Consider the following 20,428-nt stretch of genomic DNA (forward strand, 5'->3'; position numbering starts at 1 on the left):
AGCAGGTCCGATCAGATGTGCGGGACGTCGCCCGGGATCTTGTAGAACGTCGGATGCCGGTAGACCTTGTCGCCGCTGGGCGCGAAGAGCGGGTCCTTCTCGTCGGGGGACGAGGCGGTGATGGCGTCGGCCCGTACGACCCAGATGCTGACGCCCTCGTTGCGGCGGGTGTAGACGTCGCGGGCGTGCCGCAGCGCCATCTGGTCGTCAGGGGCGTGCAGCGAGCCGACGTGCACGTGGTTGAGCCCGCGCTTGCCGCGGACGAACACCTCGTACAGCGGCCATTCCCGGCGGTCGGCGCTCATCGGGCGACCTCCTGCTGTGAGCGCTCGGCGAAGGCGATGGCGGCCTCGCGTACCCAGGCGCCCTCCTCGTGGGCGGCCCTGCGGTGTGCCATGCGCTGGGCGTTGCACGGCCCGTCGCCGCGCAGCACGGCGGCGAACTCCTCCCAGTCGGGCTCGCCGAAGTCGTGGTGGCCGCGCTCCTCGTTCCAGCGCAGATCGGGATCGGGCAGCGTGACACCGAGCGCCTCGGCCTGCGGGACCGTCATGTCCACGAACTTCTGCCGCAGCTCGTCGTTGGAGTTGCGCTTGACGCCCCAGGCCATCGAGCGCGCGCTGTTGGGCGACTGGTCGTCCGGCGGCCCGAACATCATCAGCGACGGCCACCAGAACCGGTCGACCGACTCCTGCACCATGGCCCGCTGCTCGTCGGTGCCGCGCATCATCGTCATCAGCAGCTCGTACCCCTGCCGCTGGTGGAACGACTCCTCCTTGCAGATGCGGATCATCGCGCGGCCGTAGGGGCCGTAGGAGGTGCGGCACAGCGGCACCTGGTTGCAGATGGCGGCGCCGTCCACCAGCCAGCCGATGGTGCCGACGTCGGCGTACGAGAGCGTCGGATAGTTGAAGATCGAGGAGTATTTCTGCTTGCCGCTGAGCAGCAACTCCGTCAGCTCGGCCCGGGAGACGCCCAAGGTTTCGCACGCGGAGTACAGATAGAGCCCGTGCCCCGCCTCGTCCTGCACCTTGGCCAGCAGGATCGCCTTACGGCGCAACGAGGGGGCGCGGCCGATCCAGTTGCCCTCGGGCTGCATGCCGATGATCTCGGAGTGGGCGTGCTGGGCGATCTGGCGGATGAGCGTCCGGCGGTAGGCGTCGGGCATCCAGTCGCGCGGCTCGATGCGGTCGTGGCGGGCGATGGTCGCGTCGAACCCGGCTTGCAGGCGGGCCTCGAGGTCCGGCTCCGCTGGGGTGGTCGTCATCTTTCCTCCGACGCCTCGGGCTCATTTACTTATCGCTCGGTCAGTAATAAGGTCGCACACAGAGGGGTGCCCGCGCAAGGTCGCGCCCGGGGAGAGGAGACAGTGTGAGCACGCTGCTGGAGAGCTATGCCGCGGGACGGTGGTTCCGCGCGGCCGACGAGGGAGAGCCGCTGCTCGACGCGGCCACGGGCGAGGAGGTCGCGCGCATCTCCAGCCGCGGCCTCGACGTCGGCGCGATGGTCGCGTACGCCAGGCGGACCGGCGGTCCCGCCGTGCGCGCGCTCACCTTCCACGAGCGCGCCGCCCTGCTCAAGGCGCTCGCCAAGCACCTGCTGAAGCGCAAGGAGGAGCTGTACGCCCTGTCCGTACGCACCGGCGCCACCTCTCGCGACACCGCCATCGACGTGGACGGCGGCATCGGCACCCTGTTCAGCTACGCGAGCAAGGGCGTGCGCGAACTGCCCAACGACACGGTCTTCCTGGACGGGGGCCTCGAACGCCTCGGCAAGGGCGGCACGTTCGTCGGCCAGCACCTCTACACCTCGCGGCCGGGCGTGGCCGTGCAGATCAACGCCTTCAACTTCCCGGTCTGGGGCATGCTGGAGAAGCTCGCCCCCGCCTTCCTCGCCGGCCTGCCCTCGATCGTCAAGCCGGCGAGCCAGACCGCGTACCTCACCGAGCTGGCCGTCCGCATGATCATCGAGTCCGGCATCCTGCCGGAGGGCGCGCTGCAGCTCCTCGCGGGCAGCGCGGGCGGGCTGCTCGACGAGCTGACCGTGCAGGACTCCGTCGCCTTCACCGGCTCCGCCCACACCGCCGGCATCCTGCGCCGCCACCCCAACGTGCTGGACGGCGGCGTCGTGCTCGGCGTCGAGGCCGACTCGCTCAACTGCTCCGTCCTCGGCCCCGACGTGCGCGCGGACGACCCCGAGTTCGACCTGTTCATCAAGGGCGTCGTCACCGAGATGACGGTCAAGGCCGGGCAGAAGTGCACCGCCATCCGCCGGGTGCTGGTGCCCTCGGCCATGGCCGGGCAGGTCGAGGAGGCGCTGGCCGCCCGCCTGGCCAAGGTGAGCGTCGGCGACCCGCGCAACCCCGACGTGCGCATGGGCGCGCTGGCCGGGCTCGCCCAGCGCGAGGAGGTGCGCAAGGCCGTCGAGGCCCTGCGCGCGAGCGCCGACGTCGTGTACGGCGAGCCGGCGGGCGGCGCCTTGCTCGACGGCGACGCCACCCGCGGCGCGTTCATGACCCCGCTCCTGCTGCGGGCCAGGCCGGGCGCCACTGAGCCGCACGACGTCGAGCCGTTCGGGCCGGTCAGCACCGTGCTCGCCTACGACGGCCTGGACGAGGCCGTCGCCCTGGCCGCCCGCGGGCGCGGCAGCCTGGTCGCCTCCGTCGCCACCCACGACCCCGAGGTCGCGAGGTCCGTGGTGCTCGGGCTCGCGCCGTGGCACGGCCGGGTCCTGGTGCTCGACCGCGACGACGCCAAGGAGTCCACCGGGCACGGCTCGCCGCTGCCCGTCCTCGTCCACGGCGGGCCGGGCCGGGCCGGCGGCGGCGAGGAGCTGGGCGGCATCCGCGGGGTGCTGCACCACATGCAGCGCACCGCCGTCCAGGCCTCGCCCGACCTGCTCACCGCCGTCACAGGACGGTGGACGACCGGCGCCGCCCGCGCCGCGAGCGACGTGCACCCCTTCCGCAAGTCGCTGGCCGAGCTGCGGATCGGCGACACCATCGCCTCCGCGCCGCGCACGGTCACACGGGAGGACATCGAGCGCTTCGCCGAGTTCACCGGCGACACCTTCTACGCCCACACCGATCCCGAGGCGGCCGCCCGCAACCCGCTGTTCGGCGGCATCGTCGCGCACGGCTACCTGGTCGTCTCGCTGGCCGCCGGGCTCTTCGTCGACCCGGCGCCCGGCCCGGTGCTGGCCAACTTCGGCGTGGACGCGCTGCGCTTCCTCACCCCGGTCAAGGCCGGCGACGGCATCGCGGTGACGCTCACCGTCAAGCAGATCACGCCGCGCAGCAACGCCGACTACGGCGAGGTGCGCTGGGACGCCGTCGTCACCAACCAGGAGGGGCAGCCCGTGGCCACGTACGACGTGCTCACCCTGGTCGCCAAGACCTGGGACGGTGACGCCCGGTGAACGGCGCCGCCGTTCTCCTCGAACGCGACGGCGCCGTGGCGACCGTCACGCTGAACAGGCCCGAGCGCCGCAACGCGCTGGACGCCAAGACCAAGCTGCAGCTGCGCCTCGCGCTGGAGGACGTCGCCGGTGACGCGTCCGTCCGCGCGGTGCTGCTGGCCGGGGCGGGACGGGCGTTCTGCGCCGGCCAGGACCTGGCCGAGCACGCGGCGGCGCTGCGCGAGAACGCGGCGCACGCGTTCGACACCGTCGAGGAGGACTACGCGCCCGTGGTGCGGCTGCTCGCCACGATGTCCAAGCCGGTCGTCGCGGCCGTGGGCGGCACCTGCGTGGGCGCCGGGCTGGCCCTGGCGCTCGCCTGCGACCTGCGGGTGTTCGCCGAGGACGCGGTGCTCGGCACGGCGTTCGGCGCGATCGGGCTGACCTGCGACTCCGGGCTGTCGGCCACGCTCACCCGGTCGGTCGGCGAGTCGCGGGCCAGGGAGCTCGTGCTGCTCGCCGAGCCGTTCACGGCGCGGCAGGCCGTCGAGTGGGGCGTCGCAGGGCGGCTGGTGCCGCAGGACGAGCTGGCTCCGGCCGCGCGCGAGCTGGCCGAACGGCTCGCGGCCGGGCCCACCCTCGCGTACGCCGAGTCCAAGCGGCTCATCGCCGACTCGTGGGGGCGCGACCTCGGGGCGACGCTGGCCGCCGAGGCGCGCGCCCAGGCCCGCCTGGGCCTGACGGCCGACCACGCCGGCGCCGTGGCGGCGTTCCTGTCGAAACGCCGCCCCGCCTTCGACGGCCGCTGACCCCACCGTCCGAGCCACGGCCTGGGCCGCCGTCCGGGCCACGGCCTGAGTGACGGCCGCTCGCCGGGGCAGCGCTTCGGCAGGCGGCCACCTGGAGACCTTCGGCAAGGAGTGAGGGGCATGGAGAGCCATCCGTCCACGGCGACGAGCGTTCCGGCCGGTGAGGAGTGGCCAGAACGGGCCGCCGCGGCGCTCGACGACGTGGACCGCGCGATCATCGCCGAGCTGCGGCGCGACGGCCGCATGTCCGTGCGCACCCTCGCCGAGCACGTGCACATCTCCCGGGCCAGCGCGTACGCGCGGCTGACCCGGCTCATGGAGGACGGCGTGATCACCGGCTTCACCGCCGAGATCGCACCGGCCAAGGCCGGGCTGGGCACCAGCGCGTACGTGTCGATCACCATCGAGCAGAACTCCTGGCGGCAGGTGTCGGCCCGGCTGCGCGAGATCGCCTACGTCGAGCACTTCGCCATGGTCGGCGGCGACTACGACGTGCTGGCCCTGGTCAGGACGCCGGACAACGCGGCGCTGCGGCACGTCGTGCTCGAACGCATCCAGGACATCCCGGGCGTCCGCGCCACCCGGACCTGGCTCGTCTTCGACGAGGCCCGCGGCCAGGGCGCCCACTGGAGCCGAGCCCGGGGGTAACGAGGGCGGCGGGTGAGGGCCGGTGGATCAGGGGTGGCGCGGGTGGCGGCAAAACGTCCGGCTGGTCATGCTTCCTCCGCTGGCCAAATCGACAAATGGCCGCGAGAAGCGTGGTTTGCAGCCATTTGTCGCCTATCGCCGCCGATGTCTTGAACGAATGGCTCGCTACGCGGACGCTTCTCTTGTCCACCGTCCAGAGAAAGCGAGCGTCGCCATGTCTCATCCCCAGGTGGTCGACGGTCTCCTCCCCGCGCCCGTCCCCGTGCGTTTCGTCGCCGAGGACGGCACCGCCGTCGATCCCCCCGCCGCGTACCCGATGCCGGCCGGCGAGCAGCTCACGGAGGCCTACCGCCGGATGGTCATCGGCCGCCGCTTCGACCGCCAGGCGACCGCGCTGACCAAGCAGGGCCGCCTCGCCGTCTACCCCTCCAGCCTGGGACAGGAGGCCTGCCAGATCGGCGGGGTGCTCGCGCTGCGCGACGACGACTGGCTGTTCCCCACCTACCGCGACAGCGTGGCCCTCGTCTCCCGCGGCCTCGACCCCGTCGAGGTGCTCACCCTCCTGCGCGGCGACTGGCACTGCGGCTACGACCCCGCCGCCGTCCGCGTCGCCCCCCAGTGCACGCCGCTCGCCACCCAGACCATCCACGCGGTCGGCATGGCCGAGGCGCTGCGCCGCAAGGGCGAGGACGCGGTCGTGCTGGCCTTCATCGGCGACGGCGGCACCAGCGAGGGCGACTTCCACGAGGCGCTCAACTACGCCGGCGTGCTGCGCTGCCCGGTCGTGTTCCTGGTGCAGAACAACAAGTACGCCATCTCGGTGCCGCTGGCCAGGCAGACCGCCGCGCCCGCGCTGGCGTACAAGGGCGTCGGGTACGGGGTGCCGTCCGAGCAGGTGGACGGCAACGACCTGGTCGCCGTGCTGTCGGTGCTGACCGAGGCCGTCGGGCGGGCCCGAGCGGGCGGCGGCCCGTTCCTGGTCGAGGCGCACACGTACCGGATGGACCCGCACACCAACGCCGACGACCCCACCCGCTACCGCGACGCCGAGGAGGTCGCGCGGTGGGAGTCGGCCGACCCGCTGGCCCGCCTGGAGACCTATCTGCGCGGCCGGGGCCTGCTGGACGACGCCGGCGTCGCGGCCGCCGCGCAGGCCGCCGACGCCTACGCCGCCCACGTCCGCGACCGCATGAACGCCGACCCGGAGACCGACCCGTTCGAGCTGTTCGACCACGTCTTCGCCGAGCCCACGCCGCAGCTGCGCGAGCAGCGCGAGCTGCTGCGGGCCGAGCTGAGCGCCACGGAGGAGTGACGATGACCGCCATGCCCGTGTCCGCACCAGGACCCGTCGCCGCGTCCAAGCCGACCTCTGTGGCCCAGGCACTCAACGCCGCCCTGCGCGACGCGCTGCGCGAGGACGAGCGGGTGCTCGTCTTCGGCGAGGACGTCGGGCCGCTCGGCGGGGTGTTCCGCATCACCGACGGGCTGACCGGGGAGTTCGGCGAGGAACGCTGCTTCGACACCCCGCTCGCCGAGTCCGGCATCGTCGGTCTCGCGGTCGGGATGGCGATGGGCGGCTTCCGTCCCGTCGTCGAGATGCAGTTCGACGCGTTCGCCTACCCGGCCTTCGAGCAGATCGCCTCCCACGTCGCCAAGACCCGCAACCGCACCCGCGGCCGGGTGTCGCTGCCGATGGTGATCCGCATCCCGTTCGCCGGCGGCATCGGCGGGGTCGAGCACCACTGCGACTCCAGCGAGGCGTACTACGCCCACACCCCAGGGCTCAAGGTCGTCACGCCCGCCACCGTCGAGGACGCGTACTGGCTGCTCCGCGACGCCATCGACGACCCCGACCCGGTGATCTTCATGGAGCCCAAGAAGCTGTACTGGGCCAAGGACGACTTCTCGCCCGCCGAGCGGCGCGCCCCCGGCTTCGGGCGGGCCGTGGTGCGGCGCGAGGGGAGTGACGCCACGCTCGTCGCGTACGGGCCCGGCGTGCCCGTCGCGCTCCAGGCCGCCGAGACGGCCGCCGCGGAGGGCCGCTCGCTGGAGGTGGTGGACCTGCGGAGCATCGTCCCGTTCGACGACGAGACCGTGGTGTCGTCCGTACGCAGGACGGGGCGGTGCGTGGTGATCCAGGAGGCGCAGGGGTTCGCCGGGGTGGGGGCCGAGATCGCGGCCCGCGTACAGGAGCGGTGCTTCCACTCCCTGGCCGCGCCCGTGCTGCGGGTCACCGGCTTCGACATCCCGTACCCGCCGCCCAAACTGGAGCACACTCACCTGCCCGACGTGGACCGGGTGCTCGACGCGGTGGACCGGCTCCAGTTCGACGACCGGCCCGACCTGCTGCACCTCAGCAGGGAGGCGTCTTGACATCCTCCCGCTCTCGAAGGAGGGGGAGTCCCACGGTCGCCCACGGGTCTTCCCCGCTTCACAGCCGGTCGCCCGCGAGAGGACTCTCGTCGAGGTCTTACACCAGCTCCACAGGCGTTCCAGCTCTCCGCCAGCCCGGCGGCGAGCACGTTCGACACGGTCACCGTGGACGGCTCGCCGCCCTGCGGCAGCGGGCGCGACCACACGATGTCCGACGGGGCGTCCATCTTCAGCCACCGATCGCGCACGTGTTCGATGATTCCGGTCTGTCCGGCAGCCGATCGCCTCTCCCCGTCCTGTTCCGCAAGCATCCAATTCCCTCCTCGCCTGCGGGCGGGGGCTTCCCCGGAGGTTTCTGATGACGGCCACCGGTACGCGGCAGGTGTTCCGCCTGCCCGACCTCGGCGAAGGGCTGACCGAGGCCGAGGTGCTCGACTGGAAGGTCGCCGTCGGCGACACCGTCGAGGTGGACCAGATCGTGGTCGAGGTCGAGACGGCCAAGGCGGCCGTGGAGGTGCCGGTGCCGTACGCGGGGACCGTCCTCGCCCTGCACGCCGCCCCCGGCGCCGTCCTGTCGGTGGGCGAGCCGCTCATCGAGATCGGCGGCGCAGCACCGGCCGAGGACCCGGCGGCGTCCCGGTACCGCGAGGAGGAGCGGGCCGGCAGCGGCAACGTCCTCATCGGCTACGGCACCGGCCACCACGGGACCTCCCGCCGCCGTCGCCGCCCCGCCCAGCTCAAGGCGCCGGCCCCCGACGCCCGCCCGCTCAAGGCGCCGGCCGAGGACGCGCGGCCGCTCAGGAGTGCCGCAGGAGAGGCGCGCCCGCTTCAGCCCTCGGCTGCGGACGCGCGCCCGCTCAAGACGTCCTCGGCGGGCCCGCGTCCGCTGAGGCAGGAGGCGGCGAGCTCCCGGACGCCGGGGCAGGCGCCGCGGGTCATCTCGCCGCTGGTGCGCAGGATCGCCCGCGAGCACGGCATCGACCTCGCCCAGGTCACCCCCACCGGCCCCCGCGAGGTGATCCTGCGCCGCGACGTCGAGCAGGCCATCGAGCGAGCGGGCGCGGCGAGCCCCGCCACCCCGCGACCGCTGGAGCGCATCCCGCTGCGCGGCGTCCGGCGGGCCGTGGCGGAGAAGATGAGCCGCAGCCGCACCGAGATCCCCGACGCCACGACCTGGGTGGACGTGGACGCCACCGACCTGGTCGCGGCCAGGGACGCGCTCCGCCGCACCCGCCCCCAGCTCGGCATCGGCCTGCTGGCCCTGCTCGCCCGCATCTGCGTGGACGGCCTGCGCCGCTTCCCCGAGCTGAACTCGACGGTGGACACCGACCGCTCGGAGATCGTCAGGTACGGCCACGTCAACCTCGGCTTCGCCGCCCAGACCGACCGCGGCCTCGTCGTCCCGGTGGTCCGCGACGCCCACCTGATGACCACCGCCCAGCTCGCCGCCGAGCTGACCCGGCTCACCGGCCTGGCCAGGGAGGGCAAGCTGCCCCCCGAGTCGCTGACGGGCGGCACGTTCACGCTCAACAACTACGGCGTCTTCGGCGTGGACGGCTCCACCCCGATCATCAACCACCCGGAGGCGGCGCTGCTGGGCGTCGGCCGGGTGATCGACCGCCCGTGGGTGCACGGCGGCGTCGTCACCGCCCGCAAGATCGCCCAGCTCTCCCTGACGTTCGACCACCGGGTCTGCGACGGGGGAGCGGCGGGCGGCTTCCTGCGCCACGTCGCCGACTGCGTGGAGAACCCGGCCATCCTGCTCGCCGACACCTGACCCCCGCCGACCCCCGGGGGGTCAGCGCCGTACGTGCTCGCGGACCGCCAGGCCGGCCGCCATCACGTACGGGCCGAGCAGCAGCGCGACGCAGAGCAGCGCGTACCAGAAGGCGGGGTTGAGCGGCCCGAGCACGAACCGGCCGGCCGCCCACCCCAGCACGCTCACCACCACCGGCAGGACGAAGACCACGAACCAGGCCAGCACCACGGCGAACCCCGCCAGCCACACCCACCGGAACCACCGCCCCGCCCTGAGGTCGGCGGGCGAGGCCCGGACCACCTCGGCCGCCTGCGCCCGGGTGAGCCGGCCGAACGCGTGCCGCAGCAGCAACGTCTTGACCCGCCACAGGTCGCGGCAGCCGAGGGCGTGGACGAGCACCCCGTACAGGTCGGTGCGCAGGAAGATCATGCACTGCCACAGCAGGCCCGCCAGCTTCACGAACACCCAGGCGGCGAGCGTGGCGTCCACCACCGGCTCCGGCGACCACACCCCTTTCTGGATCAGCAGGCGGGCGGTCAGCAGCGCGGCGAGCACCACCACGTCCACCGCCATCCCGCCGAGCAGCGGCCCGAAGCGGCGGCGGCGCGGCACCGACCACAACTGCGACAGGTCGGTCTCCAGGACGAGCAGCATCATCCGCCGGTCCACCCCGAACCTGGCCGTGAGCCCCGCCGCACGGGCGGCCAGCCAGTGCCCGCCTTCGTGCAGCGCCGTCGAGACCAGCACGAACGGCATCAGCAGCAGCGCGCTCAACCCGACGTCGTCCAGCACGAACGCGTCCTCGGCCGGGTCCGGCAGCAGCGACGGCGAGGTGATGAAGACCGCCAGGCAGAACAGCGCGAGCACGACGTAACAAGCCCACGCGACCTCCCCGAAGAAGGGACGGGCCACGCGCGTGCTCACCCCCGCCAGCCAGCGCCGCATCTGGATCGGCGCGGTCCTGACGGCTCGGCGCTCGTCGTCCGGCCGGTCGTCCAGGAACCCCAGCTCGGCCAGGGTCGCCATGAACGCGGGCAGATCGACGGGCTCGCCGGCGAACGCGGCGGCCTCGGCGGCGGCCTCCTCCTCGGTCGCGCCGCGCAGCAGCGCCGCGACCACCACGCCGCCCACGGCGGGCATCGCCACGAACATGCCGGTGGCCGGGTCGCCGACCAGCACCTCCTCGCCCTCCCCGACCACCGTGAGCGGGCGCAGCCGTACGGTGGTCACGGGACGCGCCCGGCGTCGTTCTGCGGGGCCGCCGCGCACGCCGGGCAGGCGGGGTCGCGGGGGAACGGCTGCCGCACCGGGACCAGCCCGTCCAGCAGGTCGAGCACCACGCGCGCCCCCGCCGCCCGCGGCGGCTCGACCTTCGTCAGATACCGCATGACCTCGTACGCGACCAGCGACCCGACCTGCATCGCCATCGGGCCGGTGAGCCCGTTCGCCAGCCGCAGCCCGCGGGTGAGCCGCTGGGCCACCGCCGCGGTCGTCCGCTCGCCGGGGTTAGGCAGGTCGGACTCGTCGCAGCGCAGGCAGGCGCTCCTGCCGGGATCGACCGAGAAGTAGATGAGCTGGGTCCGCGTCATGCCACCGGCCACCAGCGGGACGCCCGCGCGCAACGCGGCCTCGTTGACCCAGAGGTTCGCGTCGGGGGCGCCGTCCAGGCCGCCGGCGATCACGTCGGCGTCGCCGGTCAGGTCCTTGAGGTCGTCTGGGCCGGAGATCCACCGGTCCACGGCGCGGACCTCGATGTCCGGGTCGTACTCGCGGACCCACTCCGCCGCCCGCTCCACCTTCGACCGGCCGACGTCGGCGCGCCGGTAGAGGAACTGGCGGGCGAAGTTGCGCGGCTCGATGTCGTCGCGGTCCACCAGCGTCAGCGCGCCGACGCCGAGCCCGGCCAGGCACTGCACGAGGGCCGAGCCGCCGCCGCCCGCGCCGAGCACGAGCACGTGGGACGCGCGCAGCCGCCGGACGAACTCCGCCCGCGACGTCCCCAGCCGGGCGAACGCCCCGAAGAACGTCAGATTGGAGAAATGCCGCTCGTCGGCCTCGGGATCGCCCAGCAGCCGCTCGTCGGCGTCCTCGACCAGCCCCAGGGAGTCGAGCCCGGCCAGCCCGTCGCGCACGTCGTCCGCCGTGACGGGGACGCCGCGCGCGGTCAGCGCCGCGCTCAGCTCGTCCGCCGTGGCCGGCCCCCTGGCCAGCTCATCGAGCAGCGCCGCGACCCGCCCGCCCGGGTCGGCCAGCGTGTACGCCTCGCGCGGGTCGTGCACGACCACGAGCTCGTCGCCCAGGGACTCCCAGGCGCATTCCTTCACCATCACCCGCATCGTTTCCCACCGGATCGTTCGTCATCGGCCGGCGGCAGCTCGGCCGGCCGTCATCGGTCGTCGGGATGGAGCCGCCGGGAGGCGGCGGACCGCCTCCCGGCCGGCTGAGAGGCGATGCCTCAGGTCACGAACTGCGTCGCCTTCACGGCCTCGACCTTGCGAACCTCGATCTTCATCTACGGCACCTCCTTCCTGGCTCCCCGGCGGGATGTCGTCGATCAACTTCCTCCTCTCGCCGACAGAAAGCCCATAAAGTCGCCATAGAGAAGGACGAAACGGCTGATCGTGGCAGGGAGGACGGTGGACTTCACGATCCTCGGACCGGTCAGGGTCCTCGACGAGGGACGGCCGATCCGGCTGGCCGCCAGGGCGCGCGCCGTGCTCGGCGTCTTCCTGCTCCACCCGGGCACCGTCCTGTCCAGGGACCGGCTGATCGCCTCGGTGTGGGACGACCCGCCCCGCTCCGCCGTGCCGAACCTGCAGCAGTACGTGACCGCGCTGCGCCGCGCCGGGATCGGCGTCGAGTCGGCGCCGTACGGCTACCTGCTGCGGCTCGACCCCGACCGGCTCGACCTGCTCACCTTCGACGAGGCCGCGCACCGGGCGCGGCTGGAGGCGGCCCGCGGCGACCTGGCGGCCGCGCACCGCCTGTTCGGCCGGGCGCTGGCGCTGTGGCGCGGCCGGCCCGCCGAGGACGTGCCGCTGGCGGCGACCGTCCAGGCCCGCATCGCCGAGCTGGAGGAACGCCGCGAGAACGCCAGGCTCGCCTGGATCGACGTCCGCCTGCGGCTCGGGCTGCACGACGAGCTCGTGGGCGAGCTGGCCCCGCTGGTGGACAGCGCCCCGCTCAACGAACGCCTGTGGCACCGCCTGATGCTCGCGCTGCACCGCGCCGGCCGCCGCGCCGAGGCACTGGAGGCGTACCGCCGCGCCCGCTCGACCCTCGTGAACGAACTGGGCATCGAGCCGGGCCACGACTTACGCACCCTCCACACCGCCCTCCTCAACGACACCGACCCCATGCCTCCAAGCACCGTCCGCGCCGTTGGCGAGGCCGGTGAGCCTGGGGGCGCCGCCGGCCACCGTGCGGGCGCTTCCTGCGGTGCCGGCCGCGCCCTTGGCGAGGATGGTGGTGTCGTCCGTTCCCGCGACGCAGGCGTTTCCTTGAGCCGGGAGCCCTCCTGGGCGGGGGCCTGCTCGCTTCCTGCGGACATCGCTGACTTCGTCGGGCGTGAGCGGGAGAGCGCTGAGCTGGTCGCGGCGCTCAAGGGTGGTGGGGGTGCGCCGCCGATCGTCACCGTCTCGGGGCAGCCGGGCGTGGGCAAGAGCACGCTGGCGGTGCACGTCGCGCATCGGCTGCGCGAGCGGTATCCCGACGGGCAGTTGTTCGTGCGGCTGGCGGGGGCGTCGGCGGCTCCGCGCGACGCGTCCGACCTGCTGGCCGAGCTGCTGCGGGTGCTCGGCGCCGACTTCGCCGCCCTGCCCACCGGCGTCGAGGAGCGGGCGGCGCTCTACCGGGCCAGGCTCGCCGACCGCGCGGTGCTCGTGCTGCTCGACGACGCGGCCGCCGAGGACCAGGTGCAGCCGCTGATCCCCGGGACACCCAGGTCCGCCGTGCTCGTCACCTCCAGAGGCCCGCTGCCCGCACTGCCCGGCGCGACGTCGTACGCGCTGGACGTGCCCCCGCTCGCCGACGCGCGCGACCTGCTGGCCGGCGTGGCGGGGGCGCAGCGCATGGCCGGCGACCCCGAGGCGGCCGAGGCGATCGTGCGCTCCTGCGGGCGGCTGCCGCTGGCGCTGCGCATCGCCGGCGCCCGCCTGGCCACCCGCCCCGCCTGGCCGCCGGCCGAGCTGGCGCGCCGGCTCCGCACCGCCTCACCGCTCAACGAGCTGCGCTCCGGCCCCCTGGACGTGCGCGCCACGTTCGAGGCGAGCTACGCCGCGCTGTCCGAGCCCGCGCGCAGAGCGTTCCGCCTGCTGGGTGCGGTGCCGGCGGACGGGGTGGCGGCCTGGACGGTGGCCGCGCTGGCCGGCGTCTCCGCGCACGACGTGGACGCGTCCCTGGAGGAGCTGGCCGCCGCCGGCCTGATCACCGCCGGTGACGGCGACGCCGCGGCCGCCCCCCGCTACCGCATGCACGACCTGCTGCGCGGCTTCGCCGGCGAGCTGTTCGCGACCGAGGAGAGCGCGCGGAGCAGGACGGCGGCGCTGCGCCGCGCCACCGCCGAGGCGTGCGCGCGCACCACGGAGGCGGCCCGCGAGCTGCCGCCGGCCTTCGCCCCGCCGCCGCCCGGGCTGCCCGCGAGGACCCCGCCCTGCCCCGAGGGCGGCGCCTGGCTCGCCGCGGAACGTGCCGTGCTCGTCGCGCTGGCCGTGGCCGCGGCCCGGACCGGCCTCGTCCGGGAGGCGGCCCTGCTCGCCCAGGCGCTGGCGCCGTTCCTCATCGTGCGCGGCTTCCACGACGACGCCGTACGCCTGCTCGGCACGGTCGCGGAGGCCGCCGCCGAGGCCGGCGACACCGCCGCCGAGATCAGGATGCGCCTGATCCGCGGCGACGCCGAGGTGGACCGCAGGCGAGCGGGCGCGGTCGCGGAGGAGTTCAGGATGCTCCTCGCGCGCGGCTCGGAGACGGGCGACCGGCACGCCGCCGCGTACGCGCTGCTCGGGGTCGCCGCCACGCTGGAGTCCGACCTGGGCTCCGCGCTGGCCGCCGCCACGATGGCCGCCGAGCGGTTCGAGGCGCTCGGCGACGAGCACGGCCTGCTGGCCGCCTGGACCGAGATCGCCGGGATCCAGTTCTACCTGTCCCGCTACGACGCGGCGGCGGCGACCCTGCGGCGGGCCCTGGCCAGGGCCGAGGGCCACAGCGCCGTCAAGAGCGCCATCAAGAGCGCCGTCAAGAGCGCCGTCCACAGCGCCGTCCATCGGGCCCGGTTCCTGCGCTCGCTCGGCATCGCCTGCTACGAGACGGGCCGCGCCGACGAGGCGATCGGCCACTACCGGGCCGCCATCGACCTCAGCAGGGAGCTGCGCTGGAGCTACGGCGAACGGGTGACGCTGCGCCGGCTGGCCCAGGCCGAGGCCGCGCTCGGCCACTACGACACCGCCGTCGCCCGGCTGGCCAGGTGCGCCGAGATGTTCGAGGACGCCGGGGACGCGCAGGGGCAGGCGATGGTGGCGTACGCGCTGGGCGAGATCAGCCGCCGTCGCGGCGACGAGCGGGCCGCGCTGGCGCACTTCACTGCCTGCCTCGACCGGCTCGACCCGCTCAACGAGCCGGTCTGGACGGCCCGCGCCCGCGACCAGGCGGCCCGCTCGCGCGCCGCGCTCGGTTAGCCGGGCGGCTCGCTCAGGGCCAGGTCGAGGGCGGTCTCCACGTGGATCCGGGTGGAGTCGAACACCGGGACGGGGCTGTCGTCCTGGCCCACCAGCAGGGTGATCTCGGTGCAGCCGAGGATGACGCCCTGCGCGCCGCGCCCGGCCAGCTCCGCGATGATCTCCCGGTACGCCGCCCGCGAGGCGGGCTCCACCCGGCCCAGGGTCAGCTCCTGGTAGATGACGTCGTGGACGAGGGTGCGGGCCGGCTCGTCCGGCACCAGGATGTCGATGCCGTGATCGCGCATCCGCGCCCGGTAGAAGTCCATCTCCATGGTGAAGCGGGTGCCGAGCAGGCCGACCCTGGTGAGACCTGCCGCTGCGACGCGACGCGCGGTGGCGTCCACGAGGTGCAGGAACGGCACGCCGACGGCGCCTTCGACGGCGTCCGCCACCTGGTGCATGGTGTTCGTGCATAGCAGCACGAGGTCGGCGCCCGCCGACTCCAGGCTCTTGGCCGCCCCCGCCAGCAGCTCGCCGGCGCGGTCCCACGCGCCCTCGCGCTGCATCGCCTCGATCTCGGCGAAGTCGACGGTCAGCATCACGCTCCTCGCGCAGTGGTGACCGCCGAGGCGGCGGCGGGTCTCCTCGTTCAGGATCTTGTAGTACTCGGCGGAGGACTCCCAGCTCATGCCGCCGATCAGGCCGATGGTTCGCATCACGCGTCCCACCTTGCCGCGTGCTCCTGCTCTTAGGAAGGCTTGAACTTCTTGGCGCTGACCCAAGTAATACTTAAGGCATGGACGCGAACCGGTTGCTCATCTTCCGGGAGATCGCCCGTACCGGGTCGATCGCGGGCGCCGCCAGGGCGCTCGGGTGGACGCAGCCTGCCGTCAGCCAGCACCTGCGCCACCTCGAACGACAGGCGGGGGCGCCGCTCGTGCTGCGCCGCCCGCGCGGGGTGCAGCTCACCGAGGCGGGCAGGGCGCTGCTGCGCCACGCCGACGCGATCGCCGCCCGGCTGCAGGCGGCCGAGGAGGACCTCGACGCGCTGGGCCAGCGGCGGGCCGGCACGGTGCGGCTGGCGGTGTTCCCTTCCGCGGGGGCGACGATCGTGCCCGACGCCATCAGCCTGCTCGGCCGCCGCCACGCCGGCATCGACGTACGGCTGCGCGAGGCCGAGCCGCCCCAGGCCCTCGCGCTCCTGGAAGCCGGCGAGGTGGACGTCGCCGTCACCTTCACCCACACCGCCGACCCGATCGCAGGGGAGCAGGGCGCGGGGCCCGGGTTGGTGCGGGTGGTGGTCGGGGGTGATCCCGTGCGGCTCGTGCTGCCTGACGATCATCCCCATGCCGGCCCGCCCGGGGCGCCGGTCGACCTGAAAGTGCTGGCGGGGGAGAAGTGGATCGCCGGGTGCGAGCGGTGCGCCGCGAACCTGCGCGAGGCGTGCGGCGCGGCCGGGTTCGCGCCGGACGTGCGGCACGGCACGGACGACTACGTGGCGGCCCAGGCGCTGATCGCCCGCGGCCTGGCCGTCGGGCTGCTGCCCCAGCTCGCCCTGGACGCCGCGCTCCACCCCGGCGTCGCCGTACGCCCGGCGCTCCAGCTCCGCTCGCGCACCCTGCACCTGACCTATCACCGGGAGGCCGGCCAGATCCCGGCGGTCGCCGGCGCCCTGCGGGCCCTGCTCGACACCACGGCCGGCCGGCGAACCGCCTGACCTCAGCCGCCGGCCTCGCCCAGCGAGTCCTCGGGCAGCGCGGGATCGCCGCTGTCGTTCAGCGGATCGTCGCCCTGGTCGGTCGGCGTGTCGTCGGGCTGACCCGAACAGGCCGGGTCGTCCGCGCAGGCCGGGTCGGTGGGGGCGTCGTCGATGCCGTCGTCCACGTCGTCCTGGACGCCGTCGTCCACGGAGTCGTTCACGCCGTCGTCCACGCCGTCGTCAGGACCGTCGGTGGGCTCGTCCGACGGGTCCTTGGTCGGCTTGGGGTCGGGCGCGGTCACCAGGTCGTGCTCCTGCCCGGTGAACGACGGCGGCGGGAACTCCTCCACCGGCTTGCCGGCCATCGCCACCGCCATGAAGTCCCGCCAGACCTTGGTGGGCGTGCCGGCCCCCTCGATGCTGCCCAGCGAGACCTCGCGCTGCAGCACGTACCCGTTGGGATCCCGCAGGGCCTTCCCGGTCTTCGGGTTCGTCTGCGGCACCTCCTTGTACATCCCGACCGCCGTGGACAGCTGCGGAGTGTAGCCGACGAACCACGCCTCCTTGTTCTCGTTGTTGGTGCCGGTCTTGCCGGCGATCGGCCGGCCGCCGGGCAGCGCGGTGCCCCTGGCCGTGCCCGACCTGACGACCTGCTGCATCGCGTACGTCGCGTCGGCCGCGCTCTCCGGGCTGATGACCGGCTTGGGCGGGTCGACCTCCTTCATCACGGTCTTCCCGTCGGCCGTCTTGACCGCGACGACCACGTGCGCGTCGTGGTGCACGCCGCCGTTGGCGAAGATGCCGTACCCCGTCGCCTGCTGCACGGGGGTGACCAGGCCCGCGCCGATGGACATGCCGTACGCGTGGGTCTCGATCGCCTCTTCGAGGTTCTTCTCGCTGATCCCGGCGTCCTCGGCGATCTTCGCGACCTGTTCGAGCCCCACCTCCTGCGCCATGGTGGCGAACGCGGTGTTCACCGACTGGGCGGTGGCCTGGTCGATGGTCACGGCCGCGCCGAGGTCGTGGGAGTTGCGGATCGGCTTGGTGCCGGGCAGCGTGACGGGGCCCTTGCCGGAGACGCGGCTCTTGAGGCTGTAGCCCCGCTCCAGCCAGGCGGCCAGCACGTACGGCTTGAACGCCGACGCCGCCTGCTTGTAGGCGTCGAAGGCGTTGTTGGTGAAGCTCTTGAGGTAGTCGTGGCCGCTGTAGAAGGCGATCACCCGGCCGTTGCGCGGATCGACGGCGGCCATGTTCGCGCGGATGTGCTTGTCGCCGAGCGCCCGCAGGTTGCTCTCCACCGCCTTCTTCGCGGCCAGCATGAGCTTCCTGTCGAACGTGGTCGTCACCCGGTAGCCGCTGATGCTCAGCGCCTTCTTGTCGATGCCCCGCGAGGCCAGCTCCCGCTGGACGATGTCGACCATGTAGCCCTTGATGCCCTTGAAGGTCTCCACCTTCTGCTGCCGGGCCAGCTTGGGGAACTTCGCCGTCTTCGGCAGGTCGCCGTACCGCGCCGGGTCGACCTTCGCCATGCCGTCGATGGTGTACGCGAACCGCTCCCGCGTCAGCGCCCAGTTCTTCTCCTGCTCGGCCTTGTCGAAGCGGTCCGGCTGCTGGGTGCGTCCGGCCAGGTAGGCGGCCTCGGCGGGGGTCAGCTCGTCGACGTCCTTGTCGAAGAACGCCTGGGCGGCGGCCTGGATGCCGTTCGCACCCCGCCCGATGTAGATGGTGTTGAGGTAGTTGGCGAGGATCTCGTCCTTCGACATCTCCTGGTTGGCGCGGATCGAGACGAAGATCTCCTTGACCTTCCGCTGCACGGTCCGCTCCTGGCTGAGGCCGTCGTAGTAGCCGCGCGCCATCTCCTGCGTGATCGTCGAGCCGCCCTGCACCTGCTGGCCGGTGAGCGTGCTGTACGCCGCGCGCATGATGCCCGAGATCGAGAAGCCGGGGTCGGTGCGGAACGACCGGTTCTCGGCGGCGATGAAGGCGTCCTGGACGTGCCGGGGGATCTTCGAGATGGGGACGATCTCGCGCTTGGTGCCGAGCCTGGCCAGCTCGGTCTTGCCGTCCCGGTAGTAGAGGATGCTGCCCTGCTCGGTGGCGTGCTCCTGCGTGTCGGTCGGCAGCGGCGTGTTCGCGTACGCCACCATGATCATCCCGAACAGGCCGGTCACCAGGACCATGATGCCGAGCACCACGGCCTTCCACCCGGGCACGAACCGCCGCCACCCGGTACGCCGCCGCCCGCCACCGCCACCGTCACCGCCACCGCCGCCGTCACCCTGCCGCGGCTCCTCGCCGGCCGCGTCCGCCCGGCTCGGGGCGGACGCGCGAGAGGGGGACGCACCAGGGGACGCACCAGGGGCGGAGGCAGGAGAGGCGGACGTAGGTGGGGTGGACGGGCGGCGACTGGACGGGCGCCGCCGCCTGCTCTGACGCGCCGCGGGCCGGGGCCGCTCCTGGGCGTCGTCCGGCCGTCCGGACGGCTCCGGTTCGTAGCTGTCGTAACTCACAGGTCCCTATTCACTCATCCGGCGACAAGATCCGCAGGAGAAATGCGACATTTTGCCTACCCCCCCTAACGGTTAGCCAAGAAATAGCGGTCACCCCTCCAGGTGTCAACTCACCCGAACGGAGGATGCCGGGTGACGTGACGGGCGATGCCGCCGCGAGCGGGGCGGCGGGAGCCTTGAGGCATGGAAGCCATCGAGGTCAAGGACCTGCGCAAGGTGTACGGGAGCACCCCGGCCGTGGCCGGCGTGACGTTCACGGTCCACGCCGGTGAGATCTTCGGGATCGCCGGCCACAACGGGGCGGGCAAGACGACCACCGTCGAATGCCTCATCGGCCTGCGGAGGCCCGACGGGGGCAGCGTGCGGGTGCTGGGGGAGGACCCGGCGCGCCGGCGCCGCGCCGTGGCGCAGCGGATCGGCGTGCAACTCCAGGAGGGCGCGCTGCCGGAGCGGATGAAGGTGGCCGAGGCGCTGCGGGCGTACGCCGCCTTCTACCGCGCCCCCGCCGACTGGCGGCAGGTGATGGAGCGCTGGGGGCTGGGCCCGCTGGCGCGCCAGGCGTACGGCGACCTGTCGGGCGGCCAGAAGCAGCGGCTCATGCTGGCCCTGGCGCTGGTCGGCGACCCCGAGGTGGTGGTGCTCGACGAGCTGACGACCGGCCTCGACCCGGTGGCCAGGCGGGAGACCTGGCGGCTGGTGAACGACCTGCGGGCGTCCGGCACCACGGTGGTGCTGGTCAGCCACTACTTCGACGAGACCGAGGCGTTGTGCGACCGTCTCGCGATCCTCGCGCGCGGCCGCGTCCAGGCGGCCGGCACCCCTGCGGAGATCATGGCGGCCACCGGCACGGGGTCGCTGGAAGAGGCGTACTTCGCGCTGGAAGGAGCGGACCGATGAGAGCCTTCACCGCACTGGTCACGACGGAGCTGCGGCTGCTGCTGCGCGACCCCGCCTCGGTGTTCTTCATGATGGCCTTCCCGCTGATGCTGCTGGTGCTCAAGCGCGGCGACAGCGGCGCGGTGCCCGGCTACGTCGCGATGATCGCGGCCATCGGCGGCATGGGGGCGCTGCCGGGGGTGGTGGCCTCCTACCGGGAGCGCAAGGTGCTCAAGCGGCTGGCCACCACGCCGGTCTCGCCGCTGCTGCTGCTCGGCGCGCAGCTCGTGGCCCAGGTGACGGCCGCGCTCGCCGGGTCGGCGCTGCTCATCGTCACCGCGATCACCGCGTTCGGGGCCGCGGCGCCGCGCAGCGTGCCGCTCCTGGCGCTGGCGTTCGTGCTCTGCTCGGTGACGGTGTGCGCGCTCGGCTTCGTCATCGCCGCCGTCGTCGGCAACGCCAGAGGCGCGAACCTGGTCGGCATGCTGGTCATGTTCCCGATGATCTTCCTGGCGGGCGCGGCGGTGCCGCGCAGGGCGCTGCCGGACTCGCTGCGGCAGATCGGCGACTTCCTGCCGCTGACCCCCGGCGTGGACGCGCTCACCAGCGCCTGGTCGGGCACCGCCGCGCTCTTCCCGATGATGATCCTGGCCGGGATAATCGTCGCGGGCACGGCTGCGGCCGCGGCGCTGTTCCGATGGGAGTGA

General features: G+C 73.5%; 16 protein-coding genes. 10 read left to right on the plus strand and 6 right to left on the minus strand.

Annotated elements, in window-relative coordinates; translation table 11 throughout:
* Positions 1 to 11: 11 nt before the first annotated feature.
* Both paaB and paaA read right to left on the minus strand, forming a co-directional pair.
* Positions 12 to 305, minus strand: coding sequence for a 1,2-phenylacetyl-CoA epoxidase subunit PaaB (paaB, locus tag AB0K28_RS38150; protein ID WP_364379744.1), 294 nt, complete (start codon positions 303 to 305; stop codon positions 12 to 14).
* The gene (paaA, locus tag AB0K28_RS38155; protein ID WP_345385411.1) at positions 302 to 1,264 is read right to left on the minus strand and encodes a 1,2-phenylacetyl-CoA epoxidase subunit PaaA; all 963 of its coding nucleotides are present in this window, start codon (positions 1,262 to 1,264) and stop codon (positions 302 to 304) included. The genes paaB and paaA overlap by 4 nt, the downstream gene beginning before the upstream one ends.
* A 104-nt stretch (positions 1,265 to 1,368) precedes the next feature.
* Between paaA and paaZ the strand changes: the two genes are divergently transcribed.
* The 6 genes from paaZ (at position 1,369) to AB0K28_RS38185 (ending at position 9,000) form a co-directional block, all read left to right on the plus strand.
* On the plus strand, positions 1,369 to 3,414 hold the full coding sequence (paaZ, locus tag AB0K28_RS38160; RefSeq protein WP_364379747.1) for a phenylacetic acid degradation bifunctional protein PaaZ: 2,046 nt from the start codon (positions 1,369 to 1,371) through the stop codon (positions 3,412 to 3,414).
* Positions 3,411 to 4,202 (plus strand): enoyl-CoA hydratase-related protein, encoded by a 792-nt coding sequence (locus tag AB0K28_RS38165; RefSeq protein ID WP_364379750.1) that lies wholly within the window; start codon positions 3,411 to 3,413, stop codon positions 4,200 to 4,202. Before paaZ ends, AB0K28_RS38165 begins: the two co-directional genes overlap by 4 nt.
* Positions 4,203 to 4,322: 120 nt before the next feature.
* A complete protein-coding gene (locus AB0K28_RS38170; protein WP_364379752.1) occupies positions 4,323 to 4,850 on the plus strand; it encodes an Lrp/AsnC family transcriptional regulator in 528 nt (175 codons plus the stop codon).
* A 214-nt stretch (positions 4,851 to 5,064) separates the two neighbouring features.
* Positions 5,065 to 6,162 (plus strand): pyruvate dehydrogenase (acetyl-transferring) E1 component subunit alpha, encoded by a 1,098-nt coding sequence (pdhA, locus tag AB0K28_RS38175; RefSeq protein WP_364379755.1) that lies wholly within the window; start codon positions 5,065 to 5,067, stop codon positions 6,160 to 6,162.
* Between the two features lie 11 nt (positions 6,163 to 6,173).
* Positions 6,174 to 7,223: an alpha-ketoacid dehydrogenase subunit beta gene (locus AB0K28_RS38180; protein ID WP_364379947.1), complete on the plus strand. Its 1,050-nt coding sequence runs from the start codon at positions 6,174 to 6,176 to the stop codon at positions 7,221 to 7,223.
* 358 nt (positions 7,224 to 7,581) lie between these two features.
* Positions 7,582 to 9,000 carry a dihydrolipoamide acetyltransferase family protein gene (locus AB0K28_RS38185; protein WP_364379758.1) on the plus strand — a complete coding sequence of 473 codons (1,419 nt, stop codon included), beginning with the start codon at positions 7,582 to 7,584 and terminating at the stop codon, positions 8,998 to 9,000.
* Between the two features lie 21 nt (positions 9,001 to 9,021).
* Here the strand turns inward: AB0K28_RS38185 and AB0K28_RS38190 are convergent, their stop codons facing one another.
* Complete coding sequence (locus AB0K28_RS38190) at positions 9,022 to 10,212, minus strand: hypothetical protein (protein ID WP_364379761.1); 1,191 nt, start codon at positions 10,210 to 10,212, stop codon at positions 9,022 to 9,024.
* Positions 10,209 to 11,309 carry a ThiF family adenylyltransferase gene (locus AB0K28_RS38195; protein WP_345385405.1) on the minus strand — a complete coding sequence of 367 codons (1,101 nt, stop codon included), beginning with the start codon at positions 11,307 to 11,309 and terminating at the stop codon, positions 10,209 to 10,211. Before AB0K28_RS38195 ends, AB0K28_RS38190 begins: the two co-directional genes overlap by 4 nt.
* A gap of 309 nt (positions 11,310 to 11,618) precedes the next feature.
* Here AB0K28_RS38195 and AB0K28_RS38200 point away from each other — a divergent pair, with 309 nt between their 5' ends.
* Entirely contained in the window at positions 11,619 to 14,654 is a 3,036-nt protein-coding gene (locus AB0K28_RS38200) for a BTAD domain-containing putative transcriptional regulator (protein WP_364379765.1), read from the plus strand.
* Here AB0K28_RS38200 and AB0K28_RS38205 read toward each other — a convergent pair.
* Positions 14,651 to 15,352 (minus strand): aspartate/glutamate racemase family protein, encoded by a 702-nt coding sequence (locus AB0K28_RS38205; RefSeq protein ID WP_345409216.1) that lies wholly within the window; start codon positions 15,350 to 15,352, stop codon positions 14,651 to 14,653. The two genes, AB0K28_RS38200 and AB0K28_RS38205, sit on opposite strands and share 4 nt — an antisense overlap.
* 80 nt (positions 15,353 to 15,432) lie before the next feature.
* On the opposite strand from AB0K28_RS38205, the gene AB0K28_RS38210 reads away from it, so the two are divergent.
* Entirely contained in the window at positions 15,433 to 16,353 is a 921-nt protein-coding gene (locus AB0K28_RS38210) for a LysR substrate-binding domain-containing protein (RefSeq protein WP_364379768.1), read from the plus strand.
* Positions 16,354 to 16,355: 2 nt separating this feature from the next.
* On the opposite strand, the gene AB0K28_RS38215 is transcribed toward AB0K28_RS38210, so the two are convergent.
* Positions 16,356 to 18,548, minus strand: coding sequence for a transglycosylase domain-containing protein (locus AB0K28_RS38215; RefSeq protein ID WP_364379771.1), 2,193 nt, complete (start codon positions 18,546 to 18,548; stop codon positions 16,356 to 16,358).
* Positions 18,549 to 19,028: 480 nt separating this feature from the next.
* On the opposite strand from AB0K28_RS38215, the gene AB0K28_RS38220 reads away from it, so the two are divergent.
* Complete coding sequence (locus AB0K28_RS38220; protein ID WP_364379774.1) at positions 19,029 to 19,742, plus strand: ABC transporter ATP-binding protein; 714 nt, start codon at positions 19,029 to 19,031, stop codon at positions 19,740 to 19,742.
* On the plus strand, positions 19,739 to 20,428 hold the full coding sequence (locus tag AB0K28_RS38225) for an ABC transporter permease (RefSeq protein ID WP_364379777.1): 690 nt from the start codon (positions 19,739 to 19,741) through the stop codon (positions 20,426 to 20,428). The genes AB0K28_RS38220 and AB0K28_RS38225 overlap by 4 nt, the downstream gene beginning before the upstream one ends.

Source organism: Nonomuraea sp. NPDC049504, from assembly GCF_040676845.1.
In the GTDB taxonomy this organism is placed as follows: domain Bacteria; phylum Actinomycetota; class Actinomycetes; order Streptosporangiales; family Streptosporangiaceae; genus Nonomuraea; species Nonomuraea salmonea.